11 protein-coding genes are annotated in these 15,337 nt (G+C 73.6%); 7 read left to right on the top strand and 4 right to left on the bottom strand.

The features are described 5' to 3' along the window. Positions 1-117 precede the first annotated feature (117 nt). The 5 genes from IH61_RS0124330 to IH61_RS0124310 all read left to right on the top strand — a co-directional run bounded on the left by IH61_RS0124330 (position 118) and on the right by IH61_RS0124310 (position 9,508). Positions 118-2,796, top strand: coding sequence for a TIM-barrel domain-containing protein (locus IH61_RS0124330; RefSeq protein WP_051837835.1), 2,679 nt, complete (start codon positions 118-120; stop codon positions 2,794-2,796). 114 nt (positions 2,797-2,910) lie between these two features. Further along, a complete protein-coding gene (locus IH61_RS0124325; RefSeq protein ID WP_031073325.1) occupies positions 2,911-4,638 on the top strand; it encodes an RNA ligase family protein in 1,728 nt (575 codons plus the stop codon). A gap of 6 nt (positions 4,639-4,644) precedes the next feature. Next, on the top strand, positions 4,645-7,437 hold the full coding sequence (locus tag IH61_RS0124320) for an RNA repair domain-containing protein (protein ID WP_031073323.1): 2,793 nt from the start codon (positions 4,645-4,647) through the stop codon (positions 7,435-7,437). Between the two features lie 63 nt (positions 7,438-7,500). After that, positions 7,501-8,142 carry an ArsR/SmtB family transcription factor gene (locus IH61_RS0124315; protein WP_051837833.1) on the top strand — a complete coding sequence of 214 codons (642 nt, stop codon included), beginning with the start codon at positions 7,501-7,503 and terminating at the stop codon, positions 8,140-8,142. A 97-nt stretch (positions 8,143-8,239) separates the two neighbouring features. Beyond that, the gene (locus IH61_RS0124310; RefSeq protein WP_031073319.1) at positions 8,240-9,508 is read left to right on the top strand and encodes an MFS transporter; all 1,269 of its coding nucleotides are present in this window, start codon (positions 8,240-8,242) and stop codon (positions 9,506-9,508) included. Positions 9,509-9,518: 10 nt separating this feature from the next. Here IH61_RS0124310 and IH61_RS0124305 read toward each other — a convergent pair whose 3' ends face one another. Next, on the bottom strand, positions 9,519-10,661 hold the full coding sequence (locus IH61_RS0124305) for a hypothetical protein (protein ID WP_158845258.1): 1,143 nt from the start codon (positions 10,659-10,661) through the stop codon (positions 9,519-9,521). 325 nt (positions 10,662-10,986) lie between these two features. Between IH61_RS0124305 and IH61_RS43160 the strand changes: the two genes are divergently transcribed. Beyond that, complete coding sequence (locus tag IH61_RS43160; RefSeq protein WP_031073316.1) at positions 10,987-11,571, top strand: DUF4328 domain-containing protein; 585 nt, start codon at positions 10,987-10,989, stop codon at positions 11,569-11,571. A gap of 214 nt (positions 11,572-11,785) precedes the next feature. Here IH61_RS43160 and IH61_RS0124295 read toward each other — a convergent pair whose 3' ends face one another. From IH61_RS0124295 to IH61_RS0124285, 3 genes are all read right to left on the bottom strand, one after another. Further along, entirely contained in the window at positions 11,786-12,538 is a 753-nt protein-coding gene (locus tag IH61_RS0124295) for a maleylpyruvate isomerase family mycothiol-dependent enzyme (protein WP_031073313.1), read from the bottom strand. 126 nt (positions 12,539-12,664) lie between these two features. Continuing rightward, positions 12,665-13,459, bottom strand: a complete 795-nt coding sequence (locus tag IH61_RS0124290) for a putative protein N(5)-glutamine methyltransferase (protein WP_031073311.1) — start codon at positions 13,457-13,459, stop codon at positions 12,665-12,667. Between the two features lie 277 nt (positions 13,460-13,736). Beyond that, complete coding sequence (locus IH61_RS0124285; protein ID WP_031073309.1) at positions 13,737-14,312, bottom strand: TetR/AcrR family transcriptional regulator; 576 nt, start codon at positions 14,310-14,312, stop codon at positions 13,737-13,739. Between the two features lie 168 nt (positions 14,313-14,480). On the opposite strand from IH61_RS0124285, the gene IH61_RS0124280 reads away from it, so the two are divergent. Further along, positions 14,481-15,326 carry an SDR family NAD(P)-dependent oxidoreductase gene (locus tag IH61_RS0124280; RefSeq protein WP_031073307.1) on the top strand — a complete coding sequence of 282 codons (846 nt, stop codon included), beginning with the start codon at positions 14,481-14,483 and terminating at the stop codon, positions 15,324-15,326. The last annotated feature ends 11 nt before the right edge of the window (positions 15,327-15,337 follow it).

Genomic DNA, 15,337 nt, shown 5'->3' with positions numbered 1-15,337 from the left:
CCGCCTCCTCTCCCCCGCCCGGGGACGCCGTGGCCGCCCAAGTCGCGCGGCCGCTGCCTCCGCCGGCCTCCTCACCACCACCAGCCCCGCGTTGACAGGAGAACAGGAGACACCACCGTGCGTTTACCCCGCCCCCGCCCCCGCCCCCGCCTGCGCCGGGCCGCTCTCGTCGCGGCCCTGAGCAGCATCACCGCCCTCGCCGGTCCCGTCCTCCCGGCCCGGGCCGCCGGCACCCCCGCCGCCGTCCTCGACCAGGACCACCGGAGCGTCACCTGGCAGAGCCCGCAGTACGCCAAGGGCACCCTCGGCGGCGCCAACTCCTGCCCGCCCGCCCCCCAGGACGCGGACGGCGCGGTCTGCGCCCGCTTCGACCTGACCGTGAACGTCCCCGCGGGCTACTGGAACGACAACCCGGAGGGCGGAGTCCCGCTCTCCGTCCAGTGGCAGAACCCCGCCGAGGACTTCGACCTCTACGTCTTCGACTCCGCCGGCAAGCAGGTCGCCTCCAGCGCGGGCACCGCCGACCCGGAGGCCACCGTCATCCCCAAGGCGTCCGGCACCTACCACGTCCTCGTCGTCCCGTACGACGTGCGCGGCGGCTCCTTCACCGGCCGCGCCCACCTCCCGGTGACCGCCGACGCCGGGGACCTCACCTCCTTCTCCGGCGGCCAGGGCAGCTACGACATCGGCGCGGGCTCCCTCAAGGCCAAGGTCGACTTCCTCGCCGACGACCAGCTCCGCCTGCGCGCCGCCCCGGACGGTGTGTTCACCGACCCGGCCGGCAGCACCATCATCCGCAAGCAGCCCGAACTCCGGTCCGACACCTGGTCGGTGGACACCGGCGCGTACTACGCCGTCCACGCCCACGACCTGGTGCTGCGCGTCTACAAGCACCCGCTGCGCTTCGGCCTCTACCGCGCCGACGACCGCACCGCGATCTGGCAGGAGGACGCCCCGCTGCGCTGGAGCACCAGCGGCATGCGCCAGAGCCTCCAGCGCGGCGCCGAGGAGCAGTTCTTCGGCGGCGGCGAGCAGAACGGCTCCTTCTCGCACCGCGACCACGCCGTCCACGTCTCCAACAGCTTCGACTGGGACGAGGGCGGCTACAACAACTCCCAGCCCTTCTACGTCTCCACCGCCGGCTACGGCGTCTTCCGCAACACCTTCGCCCCGGGCCTCTACGACTTCGGCTCGCCTGTGCGCACCGGCCAGCAGGAACAGCGCCTGGACGCCTACTACTTCACCGGCGACGTCAAGAAGGTCATCGGCCAGTACACCTCCCTGGTCGGCAAGCCGTTCATGCCGCCCGTCTACGGCCTGGAGCCCGGCGACTCCGACTGCTACCTCCACAACGCCAACCGCGGCGAGCGCCACACCCTCGACGCCGTCAAGATCGCCGACGGGTACGTGCAGCAGCAGATGCCGCTCGGCTGGATGCTCGTCAACGACGGCTACGGCTGCGGCTACGAGAACCTCCCCCAGACCGGCACGGGCCTGAGGAAGGACCACGCCCAGCTCGGCCTGTGGACGCAGAACGGCCTGCCCAACCAGGCCAAGGAGGTCAAGGCCGGCGTGCGGGTGCGCAAGCTCGACGTGGCCTGGGTCGGCAACGGCTACGACTTCGCGCTCAACGCCTGCGACCAGGCCAAGGCCGGTATCGAGGACAACAGCGACGCCCGCGGCTTCGTCTGGCTGCCCGTCTCCTGGGCCGGTGCCCAGCGCTGCGGCGTGCTGTGGAGCGGCGACCAGAGCCTGTCCTGGGACTACATCCGCTGGCAGATCCCCACCTACGCGGGCGCCACGATGTCCGGCATCGCCTACAACACCGGCGACGTGGGCTCGATCTACCGCCGCGACCCGAAGATGTACACCCGCGACCTCCAGTGGAAGGCGTTCCTGCCCGCCATCATGACCATGGACGGCTGGGCCCGGGACACGACCGGCACCCAGCAGCGCGACCAGCAGCCCTGGCTGGACGGCGAGCCGTACACGTCGATCAACCGCAAGTACCTCCAGCTCAAGGAGCGGCTGCTGCCGTACATGTACACCCTCTCGGCGGAGGCCACCCGTACGGGCATCGGCGCGGTGCGCCCGCTCGCCCTGGAGTACCCGGACGACCCGGCGGCGCTCGGCCCGGACGCGAAGTACGAGTTCCTGGCCGGGCCGGACTTCCTGGTCGCGCCGGTCTACTCCGACACCTCGGTGCGCAACGGCATCTACGTCCCGGCCGGCACCTGGACGGACTACTGGACGGGGCGCACCTACCAGGGCCCGACCACGATCAACGACTACGCGGCGCCGCTCGACACCCTCCCGCTGTTCGTCCGGGGCGGCGCGATCGTGCCGATGTGGCCCAAGGGCACGCTGTCCTGGGAGAGCCGGGACCGGGGCGAACTCGACTACGACCTCTACCCGTCGGAGCAGGGCTCCGCCACCTACACCCTGTACGAGGACGACGGCGTCACCCGGCAGCACACGGGCGGAGCCTCGGCCACCCAGCGCGTCGACGTCGACGCGAACCCGGCCGTCACCACCGTCAAGGTCGGTGCCAGCGAAGGAAGTTACACGGGCAAGCCGGAGGCGCGCGGCTACCGGTTCACGGTCCACGGCCAGGCCGCTCCCAGCCTCGTCGCCACCTCCGGCGGCCCGCTGCCGCAGCTCGACTCGGCGGCCGAGCTCGATACCGCCGAGTCCGGCTGGTACTACGACGAGGCCACGGGCCTCACCGAGGTCAAGACCGCGAAGGTGTCCACCGACCAGGGCTTCTCCCTCCGCCTGATCCACGGAGACGACTGACCCCTCCCGGGACGGGGCCTCGCCCGGGGCCCCGTCCCGGTTAATTCGCTGGTCGGACGGGTCGGGCAGCTCCTACAGTGTCGGCGGATCAAGGACCGACACGGGGGGCGACAGATGCGCGTGCAGTACCCGAGGACGCCGCACCTGCCCTGGTCGCCGGGCGCCACGGCGGACGACGTACGGACCGGGGACCTCTCCGGACTCGCCGGGGCCGAGGTCGTCGTCACCGAGAAGCTCGACGGCGAGAACACCACCCTCTACCGCGAGGGCCTGCACGCCCGCTCCCTCGACTCCGCCCACCACCCCTCCCGCGCCTGGGTGAAGGAGCTGCACGGCCGCATCGGCCGCCTGATCCCGCCCGGCTGGCGCGTCAGCGGGGAGAACATGTACGCCCGGCACTCGATCCCGTACGACGATCTGGAGAGCTGGTTCTACGGTTTCTCGGTCTGGAACGAGCGGGACGCCTGCCTGGACTGGGACACCACCGTCCGCTTCCTGCGCCGCGCGGGCCTCCCGACACCCCGGGTGCTCTGGCGCGGCCGGTACGACGAACGCGCGCTGCGGTCCCTCGCGTCGAGCCTCGACCTGGACCGGCAGGAGGGGTACGTCCTCCGCACCGTCCAGGGCTTCCCCCGGGCCGAGTTCGGCGAGCGGATCGCCAAGTGGGTGCGCCCCCGGCACGTGCGCACCGACACCCACTGGATGCACGCCGCCGTGGTGCCCAACGGGCTCGGCCCCTCCGCCGCGCTGTGGGCGGTGCGCTGCGGCGCCCGCCCAGCCCCCGGCGCCCTGGCCACAGCACTGGGCCTCGACGAACTCCCCGGCCCTGAACACGAGTTGGCCGAGATCTCGGACCGCCTCGACGCCCTCGGCCGCACCGGGGACCGCCGACTGACCGGCGTCCTGGCCACCGTGCTGCGCGCCACCCGCCGGGAGGAGCTGGCGCCCCGGCTGGTCGGCACCCTCGGCCTGCCGCTGGCCCGCAGGGTCGCCGACCTCGTCGGCCTGCACCCCCGGCTGCACCGCCCCCACCCCGACGAGGACCGGTACGCCGGGCTGGTGCGGATGTCCGAGGCCGCCGACCTCGAGGTCCTGCACGCCCTCGCCGCCCTGACCGCCCCCGGCCCGGAGGAGGAGCAACAGGTCGCCTGGTCCGAGCTGCACGCCGACGCCGGCGCCCTCCTCGACCCGGACCCGCTGGACGGGCTGCGCAAGGGCCTGCGCGAGAGCCTCGCCGACCTCGGCCGCGAGGCCGCCGACCGCTGCTACGCCCAGGCCCGCGAGGCGTACGCGCTCGGCCGCCTCGAGCGCACCGACGAGGCCGTGGCCGCCACCTGGCGCTGGCGCGACGGCGAATTCCCCCGGCTGATCCAGCTCACCGGCCCCGCCGGCAGCGGCAAGAGCACCTTCACCGGCACGCTCGGGGCCGTCGACACGGTGGTCTCCCTGGACGGCCTGCGCACCGCCCGAGGCTCCCGCGCCGACCAGCGCGACAACGCCGACGTGCTGCGCGAGGGCCTGGACCGCCTCTCCGCCGCCCTCGTCCCCGGCGCCACCGTCGTCTGGGACGCCACCTCGCTCAACCGCCACCAGCGCTCCCTGGTGCAGGGCGTCGCGCAGCGCCGGGACGCCCTGGTCACCCAGGCCGTCATGATCGTCGACGAGGCCGAGCTCCAGCGCCGCAACGCCACCCGCCCCCACCCGGTGCCCGCGCAGGTGCTCACCGCGCAGCTGCACCGCTACCAGCCGCCGTACCCCGGGGAGGCCCACCGCACCTGGTACGTCGGCGCGCGTGGCACCGTGGAGGACAGGGCGGGCTCACTCGACCTCGAGGAGGACTGAGGACCGATGCGTCCCATCGAGCAGATCTGCCAGCGCATCCGCTGGGACGCCCGCTTCGACCCGGCGCGCTTCACCCTCGGCGTGCGCCAGCGCGACGACCGCGTCAAGCGCGTCCCGCTGGAGGCGTTCACCGCCGCCGGGGACGTCCCCTGGCACCGGGTGCGCTTCGTCGAGGCGGACGGCGTGCCGGTGTGGGACCGCGACACGGGCCTGGACGTGCTCGACCGCACCGAGGCCGGGCGCCGTACCGACCCGAGCCTGCTGCCCACGCCCTTCTTCTCCGCAACCGTCCCGCACGGCTGGCGGGCCGGTTCCGGCTGGCGCCCGGTCGCCTCCACGGGTGGGGCTTCTCCCGCGCAGCGGCTGCGGGTGGTCACCTGGAACACCCTGTGGGACCGCTACGACGCCGAGCTGATCGCCACCGGCCGCCGCCGTCCGCTGCTGATCGCCGCGCTGGAGGCGGCCGACGCCGAGGTGATCGCCCTCCAGGAGGTCGAACCGGCGCTGGCCGCCGCACTGTCGGCCGCGCCCTGGGTGCGGGAGCGCTACACCCTCCACCTCGACCCGCTGGCGCCGGACCTCGACCGGTACGGGCTGCTGCTGCTCAGCCGCCTGCCCGTCCTGGCCGCCGGACAGCACGCGCTGGGCCCGTACAAGGCGGTGGCCGCCGTCACCGTCCAGGCCGGGTCGGCGCCGCTGACCGTCGCCGCCGTCCACCTCAGCAGCGACCACTCGCCGGACGGCGCGGCCCGGCGGCAGGACGAACTCGCCCGCCTCGCCGAGGGGTTCGCGGGCGTGGAGTGCGAACTCGTCCTGCTCGGGGACTTCAACGACGGCCGCTCCGGCCCGCAGGGCCCCGCCGCCGCCCTCGGCCTGCGCGACGCCTGGACGCAGGCGCACGGCCCCTCGGACGACACCCCCACCTTCGACCCGACGCGCAATCCGCTGGCCGCCGTCTCCTCCCTCAGCGGGCGCCCCGGCCGCCTGGACCGGGTGCTGCACCGGGACGCCCTGGTCACCTCGGCCGGGCTGCTCGGCGAGCGCCCGGCGGCGGACGGGCTGTACCCCTCCGACCACTACGGTCTCGTCGTGGACCTCGACCTCGCCGGCGGTTCGGACGCCGAGGTGCTCGACCTCGCACCCACCGCGCGGACCGCCGTGGCCTGGCTGCCGCCGGAGGAGCTGTGGCCGCCGATCCAGCGCCTGCGCGAGGCCCACGACCCCCAGGTGCGCCGCTGGCCGCCGCACGTGAACCTGCTGTTCGGCTTCGTCCCCGAGTCGGAGTTCGAGCGCGCCCTGCCGCTGCTCGCCCGGGCCGCCGCCGAGGTCGCCCCGTTCACCACCCGGCTGGAGGGGGTACACACTTTCGGCCACCGCGAGGACGCCACGCTCTGGCTGGACCCGGCCGCCTCCGAGGCCGCGCCGTGGGCGGCGCTGCGGCACGCCCTGGAGCGGCGCTTCCCCCGCTGCCGGGGCCGCGCCGAGGGCTTCACGCCGCACCTGACCCTCGGCCGCAGCGCCGACCCTCAGCGCACGGCCGCCGAGTGCGCGGCCGCGCTCACGGGCGTGACCGCCCGGGTGGGCGAGCTGGTGGTGCTCTCGCGCCGGGGTGAGGAGCCGATGCGTCCGCGCGCCGTGATCTCCCTGGGCACGGGCGAGGTCCCGGCCGTACCGGACGCACCCGCCGTCTCGCTGCGGCGGGAGGCTCCCCAACAATCGCTGGCTGCCCATGAGTTGGCCTCGCTGATCGCGGCGGCGCTGCCGGATGGCGCGGTCCGTACGGTCGGCTCGCGCCGGATGGGCTGCCAGCTGGACGACGGCGACCTCGACCTGGTCGCCGCTCTGCCCGGCGCGGCCGACCTGCCCGCCGTCCGCGCCCGGGTCGCGGCGGCGCTGCCGCAGGCCCGGGGGCTGCACGAGGTGCGCGGCGCGCGGGTGCCGGGGCTGCGGCTGGAGGCGGACGGCCTGACGGTGGACCTCGCGGTGGTCCCCACCGGCGCGCTCGACCCCGCCACCGCCGTCGAACGGAGGGCGGAGCTGGGCGAGGCGGCGGCCGTCGCGCTGAGCGCCGTCACGGACGCGGAGGCGATCCTGACGGCGGTCGGCGAGCGGCACGCGGCCTTCGTCCGGCTGGCCCGCCAGGTGAAGGCGTGGGGGCGGGCACGCGGACTGGACTCGGCGCCGTTCGGCCAACTCCCCTCGCTGGCCTGGTCGGTGCTGGCGGCGCGGACGGTGTTGGACGCGGACTCCCCCGAGGGCGACCTGTTCGCGAGCTTCGCCGGGACCTGGGCCGCGTACGACTGGCGCCGCGCGGTGAGCCTGGAGGGCGAGGCGGCGGACACCTCCCACGGCCTGACCGTCCTCACCCCTTCGGCGCCGGTCCGCAGCTGCACCGCCCAGGTCGGCGCCGACATGCAGGAGCTGCTCGCCGAGGAACTCTTCCGGGCCTGGCAGCTGGCCACCGAACTCCGCGACCCGTGGCCCGAGTTGCTCACCCCGCCGCCGCTGCACCGGCGCCATGCGGCCTGGGCCGTGGTGACCGCCGAGCCGGAGTCGGTGGGCCTCGCCCGGGGCCGGCTGCGCGCCCTGCTCACCGCGCTGGAGGAGGCGGGCGGGCGCCAACTGCACGCCTGGCCAAGGCCGTTCCACTCGGGCGGGCGGACGCGCTTCGCCATCGGCCTCGGGTCCGAGCCGCTCACGGCGGCGCAGCTCGCGCCGATCACGGCCGCATGGTCGCGCGGCCTACCGGGGGTCGAGGTCACCCACACCCCCGGAGGGTCGGTGCCCACCCTGAGCTGAGCCCGGTCCCGAAACTCTGAAAATTATCTTGCGCAACTTTTCCTTCGGACCTACGGTGGTTCCATGCCCGCCGAGCCGAAGCCCCAGTCGCAGCCCCAGCCCGAGCCGCAGCCGCAGCCCCAGCCGCACGCCGACCGGATCACCGAGCTCTCCCAGCTGAAGGCGTTCACCAACCCGCTGCGCGTCCAGCTCTACCGACTGCTCTTCGCCGCCGGGTCCGCGACCGCCTCCCAGCTCGCCGAACAGGCCGAACTGGCGCCCTCACTGGTCAGCTACCACCTGCGCAAACTCGCCGAGCTCGGCTTCGTCGTCGAGGCGACGGGCCGCAGCGGCGACGGCCGGGAACGCTGGTGGGAGCTGCCCTCCGAGGGCGGCTGGAGCTTCCGCGAGTCGGACTTCGCGGACACCCCCGAAGGCGCCGCCACCATCGAGGCGGTCGGCCGGGGCCTGCTCGAGGCCCGGGTCGCCCAGTACCGCAAGTACCTCACCCAGGCGTCCGCCTGGGGCACCGCCTGGACGGACGCGGCGTTCGCGGCGGAGTGGATTCTCGACCTCACTCCGTCCGAACTCGCCGAAATGAACGACGAGTTGAACGAGGTCGCCCGCCGCTGGCGCGAGCACGGCCTGGCCGCCAAGGCCGCCGGGGACACCGAGGACCGCGCGCACGTGTCCGCCTACCTGTACGGCTTCCCGTTCCGCCCCTGACCGACCCCGCCCCGTAGAAACCCCTCAAGCCCCGCCGGGGCGCACTCCCGCCCGCGCCCGCGCACCCCCTCCACTCCACCACATACTGGAGCCTGTCATGCCCACGACCATAGAGATCCCAGCACCCCTCACCCCGCCCGCCCACCGCGACGGCAACGTCCTGCGCTGGCTCGGCGCCTACACCGCCTCCCTCGTCGGCGACAGCGTCTACTTCCTCGCCCTCGGCTGGTCCGCCCAACGCGCCGCCGGCCCCACCGAGGTCGGCCTGGTCATGGCCGCCGGAGGCGTCCCCCGGGCCGTCCTCATGCTCGGCGGCGGCGTCCTCGCCGACCGCCTCGACCCGCGCCGCGTCATCCTCGGCAGCGACGCCCTGCGCTGCCTGCTGATCCTCTCCGTGGCCGCCGCCGTCGCCCTGACCACCCCCGCGATCTGGCTCCTCGTCACCGTCGCCCTGGTCTTCGGCGCCGTCGACGCCCTGTTCGTCCCGGCCGTCGGCGCCCTGCCGCCCCGCATCACCGGCCCCGACCAACTCGCCCGTGTCACGGGCCTGCGCTCCCTCGCCATGCGCGTCGGCCAGATCGCCGGCCCACCCCTCGGCGGCCTCGCCATGGCCCTCGGCGGCCCCGCCGCCGCCTTCACCACGGCGGGCGTCCTCTTCGCCCTCTCCCTGCCCCTCCTCCTGACCGTCCGGGTACGCCCGCTCCCCGCCCCCACCGAGGACGCTCCCGCCAGGCGCACACCCCGCGAGGACCTCCTCGACGGGCTCCGCTACATCCGCCGCCACCGCCTCATCGGCCCGCTCGTCCTCGCCGGAGCCGTCGCCGAACTCTGCCTCAACAGCGTCCTCAACGTCGGCATGGTGCTGCTCAACGCCGAACGCGGCTGGGGCGCGTCCGGCTACGGCTGGATCGTCTCCGCCTTCGGCGCCGGCGCCGCCGCGAGCGCCGCCCTGCTCGCCATAGCCGGCTGGCTCCCCCGCGCCGGACTGATGCTCTCCGGCTCCCTCCTGGTCACCAGCGCGGCCGCCGTCGGCCTCGGCCTCGTCCCGGACCTCTGGGAAGCCGTCGCCCTCGCCGCCCTGGCTGGCCTCTCCGCAGGCGTCTTCGGCAGCCTGGACAACACCCTCATCCAGACCGCCTCCGACCCCGCCTACCTCGGCCGCGTCACCTCCGTCGTCATGGTGACCATGCTCGGCCTCTCCCCCCTCGCCTACCCCCTCGTCGGCGCCGCCATCGCCACCTGGGGCGTCGCCCCCGTCTTCGCCACCTGCGGCGCCTCCACCACCCTCGCCCTCCTCGTCCTCCTCGGCTCCCCCACCCTGCGCCGCGCCGAACTCCCCCGCCGCCGACCCGCCCCGGCCAACTGACGGCCAGGCGCTACCGATCCCGGTTCCGCCCCGCCGAGGGGACGACCGTACGGATCCAGGGCCCCAGGACCGACCGGAGCCCACTCGTCCGCAGCTGCCCCTCGATCGTGCGGTGCAAGCAGCCGCAGTAGACCCCGTCCCGCCCGAACATGCGGCGGGTGAACCGGTCGTGCACCGCCCGCCGCTCCTCGGCCGTCACGGGCAGCGCCCCCTCCACGTGCATGCCGCAGCCGGGCCGCCCGACGATGTCGACGCGCTGCGCGGCGACCTCGTCCACCCTCGAGAGCAACTGCCGCAGCACGGAGGCGTTCCGGCAGCGCCCGCCGACCAGTCCTTCGGGAGGGCCGGCCTCGGCGACACCGTGCCGTTCGTTCAGCCAGGTACCGGCGAAGTAGCCCAGGAAGCTCCAGGCCGTCAGGTACCCGGCGGAGTCCGGCGCGGCGTCCAGCCACGTCAGGAGCCACTCCTCCAGGGCCCCCAGGCACGCCGGGCAGCAGCAACCGTCCGTCAGGGACACCCAGAGGTTGTGTTCCTCCCGGTTGGCGATGTCCGTCCCCGACTCCAGCAGGTCATGGCCCAGACCGATCACCAGCCCCAACAGCATGGCCGCCTCATGGTCCGCCCGAATCGCCCGACCGAACGGGTAGCCGCCCACCTCGTAGGTACGCAGCTCGAGGATGCTGCCGCTCTCGAAGTCGCCGCAGTGGTTGGGATAGGACAACAGGCCGTCGAGGAGGCAGTGCGAGAACAGGTCCAACCGACCGACCCGCCCGGCAACGGCCACACTGTCCTGCGCGTCCCGCCAGGCCCGGTCGATGACGTCCTGGCCGAACCTCAGCTTCTCCCAGTACTCCAGCGTCACCCCGGGCTGGTACGCCGAACCCATCACCCAGGTGAGGTCCCTCCAGTGCGGGAGCGTGACGGGGAGCGTGGCGGCCATGAAGATGTGGTCGCCGAACCAGAAGATCCGCGAGGTCCGCAGCAGCGGACTGCGCCCCACCCAGGACGCCGGCAGGTGGACGTCGTAGTCGAGTTCGAGGGTCCTGCCACCCATCACGACGCCGAGCATCGGCTCGACGCCGCTCTCCCCCGGCGCACTCCACCCGTCCAGCGGACGGTTGTACCCGAACCAGATCCCCTTGCGCTCCAACACGCTCCGGCGGATCGCCGGCACACCCGGAACGCCCGGCAGGGCCGCGACGGCCTCGAGAACGGTCCGCGCGTACGCCTCCTGATAGGAGGCCGCAGCACGCGCCGACTCCCGGCGTGCAGCATCGAACGTCCCAGGACCGTAGTCCCCACCCAGAAGTCGCCGAAGTCCCGGATTCTGCACGGCTGTTCCCCTCCTCGCACCACCTGCGGGCCCAGGGAATCCCGTCCCCACCTTGCGGCCCGCCAACCACGCCGCGCGAGGCGCCCCGAGCGCCACCCCCTGGTCTTTCCGCGATCACCTGTTCGACCGAGGGGAAGCACCACCCATGGACACCGTCCTGCAGCAGCGCCTGCGCCTGGCCCACCATCGCGGACAGCTGACCGACCCGCAGGGCCTCGCCGTGGCCACTCAGATCCTGATCGCGCTCGAGGCCGCCCTCAAGCTCGCCTTCGCCGTCACTCTCCAGACCGGCGGCCCGCTGCTCTTCCCCGTCGCCCGGCTGCAGATGCCCGCCCTGCTCGCGGCCGGCGTCACCTTCCTGGTCTGGTTCCGGCGCTGCCAGGCCAACGCCCACGCCTTCGCCCCGGAACGGCTCACGTTCACCCCGGGGATGGCAGTCGCGACCTGGTTCATCCCGTTCCTCGGCCTGTGGCAGCCGCGCCGGGCCAGCCTCGACCTCGCCCAGGCGACCGGCATCCACCGCACCCGCCTGATCAACGCCTGGTGGACCGCCTGGCTGACCAAACTCCTGGGCGTCCCGGTCCTCGCCATCACCTTCGCCCTCGCCGACTACCGCGGCTCCGCAACCCCCTGGCTCGCCCTCGCCAACACCGGCACGGCCACCCTCGCCCTCCTGGTGATCGGCCGAATCACAAAGGCCCAACGGACCCTGCTCACGTCCCACGAGTGACGGCGCGGTCCCGACCAACACATTCGCGCCTCGGGCTCATACACCCGGTCCCTGAGCGCCCGCTCCAACGTTTCGACGACCACGTCGTACGGCAGGGCGGGAGGATTCTCGAAGCGGCGATGTGAATGCATGTCGTGAGACCACGCACTACGCAGTGGCACCCACACGTTTGCCCCAACCCTGCGGGACGGGGCAAACGTTGGCTGATGCGGCATTAGAACGCGGAGTTGGCGAACCAGAGGTCCAGCAGTTCCCCGTCACCGGCCACGGTGACGCCCGGCGCCGAGCGGTCGAGGCGGCCGTAGAGGAGGAGCAGCAGGTCGGCGGCCGAGCCCGAGACCGTAGCGTCGGCGGCCGCGTCACCGGCCTCGAGGCCGAAGCCGTCCGGGCGGAGGCGGACCAGCCAGTCGCCCGCCCCGTCGGTGCGGGTGAAGCGGATCGCCCGGTGCTCGGCGCGCAGTTCGGCCGTGCGCGGGGCGAAGAAGGACGCGTTCGGCAGGTTCGTCAGGAACTCGTCGACGCCGTCCGCCGCGAGGACGGGGTCGATGTCGGCGGCCAGGCCGAGCGCGAGTTCGGCGTCGACGCGGTGGACGAGGGTTTCGAAGAGCATCCGGCGCACCCAGAAGCGGGCGTGCTGGTCGATGCCCCAGGCCCACATCGGCGCGTCGAGGTCGATCGAGGCGAACGCCGTGTCGGCCTCCGCCGCGGCCTCGGCGAGCCATGCCGGGTAGTCCTCGGCCCGCTCGGGGAGCTTGAGGTCGACGCGGCGTTCGGTGGGCGGCTGCTGGATGCGCTGGAGCAGCAGGGAGGTGAACCAGCGCTGGACGCTGCCCGCGTGGCGGACGAGGTCGACGAGGGTCCAGTCGGGGCAGGTGGGGACCGGGGTCGCCGGATCGGCGGACCGCACGGCGGCGACGAACCGGGCGGTTTCGGCCTGCACGGCGGCGACGTGATCGTTCTGGTTCATGTGCGGGTGCTCCTGGGCGGGCGTGGCGTGCGCTTGCACGCATGGAAGTTTCATCACGTGAAGCACCTGCGACGCTAGGGCTCAAAGGTTGAGCCTGTCAAACATCCACCCCGCCCGCCCCCGGGCTCACGGCTTCCGGGCGAGGACCACCGTGGCGTCCAGCTCCTCCTCCTGCACGGCCTCCGCCGTCAGCCCGGCCTCGCGGGCCACCGCCAGCGCGCTCGGCAACTGCCGCTCGCTGGTCTCGAACAGCAGCGCCCCACCCGGCGCGAGCCACTGCGGAGCGGCTGCCGCCACCCGGCGCAGCACGTCCAGCCCGTCCGCCCCGCCGTCCAGTGCGGGCCGGGCCTCGTAGAGCCGGGCCTCGGGCGGCAGCAGCTCGATGTCCCCGGTCGGGACGTACGGAACGTTGGCGAGCAGCACGTCGACGTGCCCGCGCAGTTCGGCGGCGGGCAGGGCGTCGAACAGGTCGCCCTCGTACGCCCGGGCTCCGGCCGGGCCGAGGTTGCGGCGGGCACAGCGCACGGCGGCCGGGTCCACGTCGGCCGCGTAGAGCCGCACGGGGTGCGCCGCGCCGTGGGCGACGGCGGCACCGAGGGCGCCGGTGCCGCAGCACAGGTCGACGACGACGGCGCCCGGGGTGGTGAGCGCCGTGGCGGTGGCGGCCAGGAACTCGCTGCGGCGGCGCGGTACGAAGACGCCCGGGTCGACGGCGATCCGCAGCCCGGCGAACTCGGCCCAGCCGACGACGTGCTCGAGCGGCCGCCCTTCGGCGCGGGCGCGGACCATGGCGGCCAGTTCGGCGGGTGTGGCGGCGCAGGAGAGCAGGATGCGCGCCTCGTCCTCGGCGAAGACGCAGCCGGCGGCGCGCAGGCGGGCGACCACGGAGGATCGGAGGGCGGAGGAGGAGAAGACCGGCACAGAGGACCCCTTGGGGAGATCGGGAGGAGGCGATGTGGAATCCGCCAGGGCTCCCGTCAGGGCCGTCGACGCGTCGGCGCGTGCACGCTAGGCGCGTACGTCGCCCACACGGCTGCGCTCCGGGAGCACCCGCTCGGACGTTCCGTTGATGGGGCTCACCTCCCTAGGTCGCGGTCGTACTCGGCGCCGGACACCCTACCGCATGTCCGGCGCCGATGATCAAGCCTTTCGCGCGAGCCGCCTGGGCCACCGCTACGGTCGACCGTGCCGCCGGACGCTACCGGCCCGTCCCGTAGCGGAGTCCGTCGAGGAGCAGGTCGAGGAGCCGGCCGGCCCTGTCCCGCTGGTCCGGGGTGCTGGTGACCTGTACGATACCGGTGAGGCTGAGGCCGACGTCGAAAGGGTCGATGTCCGAGCGCAGGAGGCCGGCTTCGGCGCCGGCGCGCAGCAGGGAGTCGATCGCGGTGCCGAGCTTCTCGAGGGTCTCGGCGAAGGGGTTCGCGCCGGACGCGACCGCGGCGCGCAGGGCGTCCGCCATGCCCTGCTTGGCAGCGAGATAGTCGAAGAACCTGTCCATCCACAGCCGCATCGCCCGGTCCGGAGGCAGTTCGGCCAGGAGTTCCGCGGCGCCGTCGCAGACGCGGGCCAGTTCGTTGCGATAGGCCGCCTCGACGAGTGCGCCACGTGTCGGGAAGTGGCGGTAGAGGGTGGCCGAGCCGACGCCCGCGGCCTTGGCTATCGCATCGAACGGAACGTCCGGTCCCTGCTCGGCGAAGGCGCGGACGGCCGTTTCGAGGATGCGCTCCCGATTGCGGCGGGCGTCGGCTCGCAGCGGACCCGGGCTGCTCGTCACTGGCTGCTCCTTTCGTCGGGTCACCAGTCTACTTGGACAAACGGGGAGTTCCCCGGTTACCGTCGTAGCTAACCGGGGAACTCTCCGGTTAGCTACGGCTCAGCTACGGCTCAGCTACGGCTCAGCTACGACTCAGCTACGACGACTACGTCTGAGGGAGAACCCTTGATGACCAGCGAGAAGACCGTCCTGATCACCGGCACGTCCTCCGGTATCGGCCTGGCCGCCGCGGTCGGCGCCGCCCGCGCAGGCTGGACCGTCATCGCCACCATGCGGGACACCGGCAAGGCCGAGGCCCTGCTCAAGGCCGCCGACGAGAGCGGCGTCGCCGATCGCGTCCAGGTCAAGCGCCTGGACGTGGTCGACCCCGAGAGCGTCGCCGCCTGCCTGGACGAGGTGATCGCCGAGCACGGCCACCTCGACGCCCTGGTCAACAACGCCGGCGCCGCCGGGGTCGGAACCATCGAGCAGAGCAGCGTGGACGACGTCCGCGCCGTCATGGAGGTCAACTTCTTCGGCGTGGTGACCACCACGCGGGCCGCCCTCCCCCACCTGCGGGCCTCCGGAGGCCGGGTCATCACCGTGACCAGCGTCGGCGGCGTCGTCGGCCAGCCCTTCAACGAGGCGTACTGCGCCGCCAAGTTCGCCGTCGAAGGCTTCATGGAGTCCCTCGCCCCCGTCGCCGCCACCGTGGGCGTCGACGTGACCGTGGTCGAGCCGGGCGCGGTGGCGAGCGAGTTTGTCGCCAACCTCGGCCTGGACATCCCCGCTCTGCTCAGCGAGGCCGGGCCCTACGCCCCGGCCCTCCAGGCGTACCTCTCCCGCACCCAGACCTCCTTCGCCAACGGCCAGTCCCCGGCCGAGGCCGCCGCCCCGATCGTCACGGCCCTCACCGACGAGCGTCCGGCCTTCCGGATCCAGACCTCCCAGTGGGCCCGGGAGTTCACCGGAACCAAGCTCACCGACCTCGACGGCTCCGCCGTCCAAGCCCTCACCCACACCTGGGTCCGCTGAACGACTACACG

The sequence above is a fragment of the Streptomyces sp. NRRL WC-3742 genome, from assembly GCF_000720635.1.
Taxonomy (GTDB): Bacteria; Actinomycetota; Actinomycetes; order Streptomycetales; family Streptomycetaceae; genus Kitasatospora.
Note: the sequence above shows the minus strand (reverse complement) of the source record. Positions and strands in the feature narration are given on the sequence as shown.

What these genes read in the sequence shown, in the direction of transcription:
- IH61_RS0124320 (WP_031073323.1), top strand. Translation starts at nt 4,645, where the DNA reads ATGCGTCCCATCGAGCAGATCTGCCAGCGCATCCGCTGGGACGCCCGC.
- IH61_RS0124280 (WP_031073307.1), top strand. Translation starts at nt 14,481, where the DNA reads ATGACCAGCGAGAAGACCGTCCTGATCACCGGCACGTCCTCCGGTATC.
- IH61_RS0124310 (WP_031073319.1), top strand. Translation starts at nt 8,240, where the DNA reads ATGCCCACGACCATAGAGATCCCAGCACCCCTCACCCCGCCCGCCCAC.
- IH61_RS43160 (WP_031073316.1), top strand. Translation starts at nt 10,987, where the DNA reads ATGGACACCGTCCTGCAGCAGCGCCTGCGCCTGGCCCACCATCGCGGA.
- IH61_RS0124315 (WP_051837833.1), top strand. Translation starts at nt 7,501, where the DNA reads ATGCCCGCCGAGCCGAAGCCCCAGTCGCAGCCCCAGCCCGAGCCGCAG.
- IH61_RS0124295 (WP_031073313.1), bottom strand. Translation starts at nt 12,538, where the DNA reads ATGAACCAGAACGATCACGTCGCCGCCGTGCAGGCCGAAACCGCCCGG.
- IH61_RS0124325 (WP_031073325.1), top strand. Translation starts at nt 2,911, where the DNA reads ATGCGCGTGCAGTACCCGAGGACGCCGCACCTGCCCTGGTCGCCGGGC.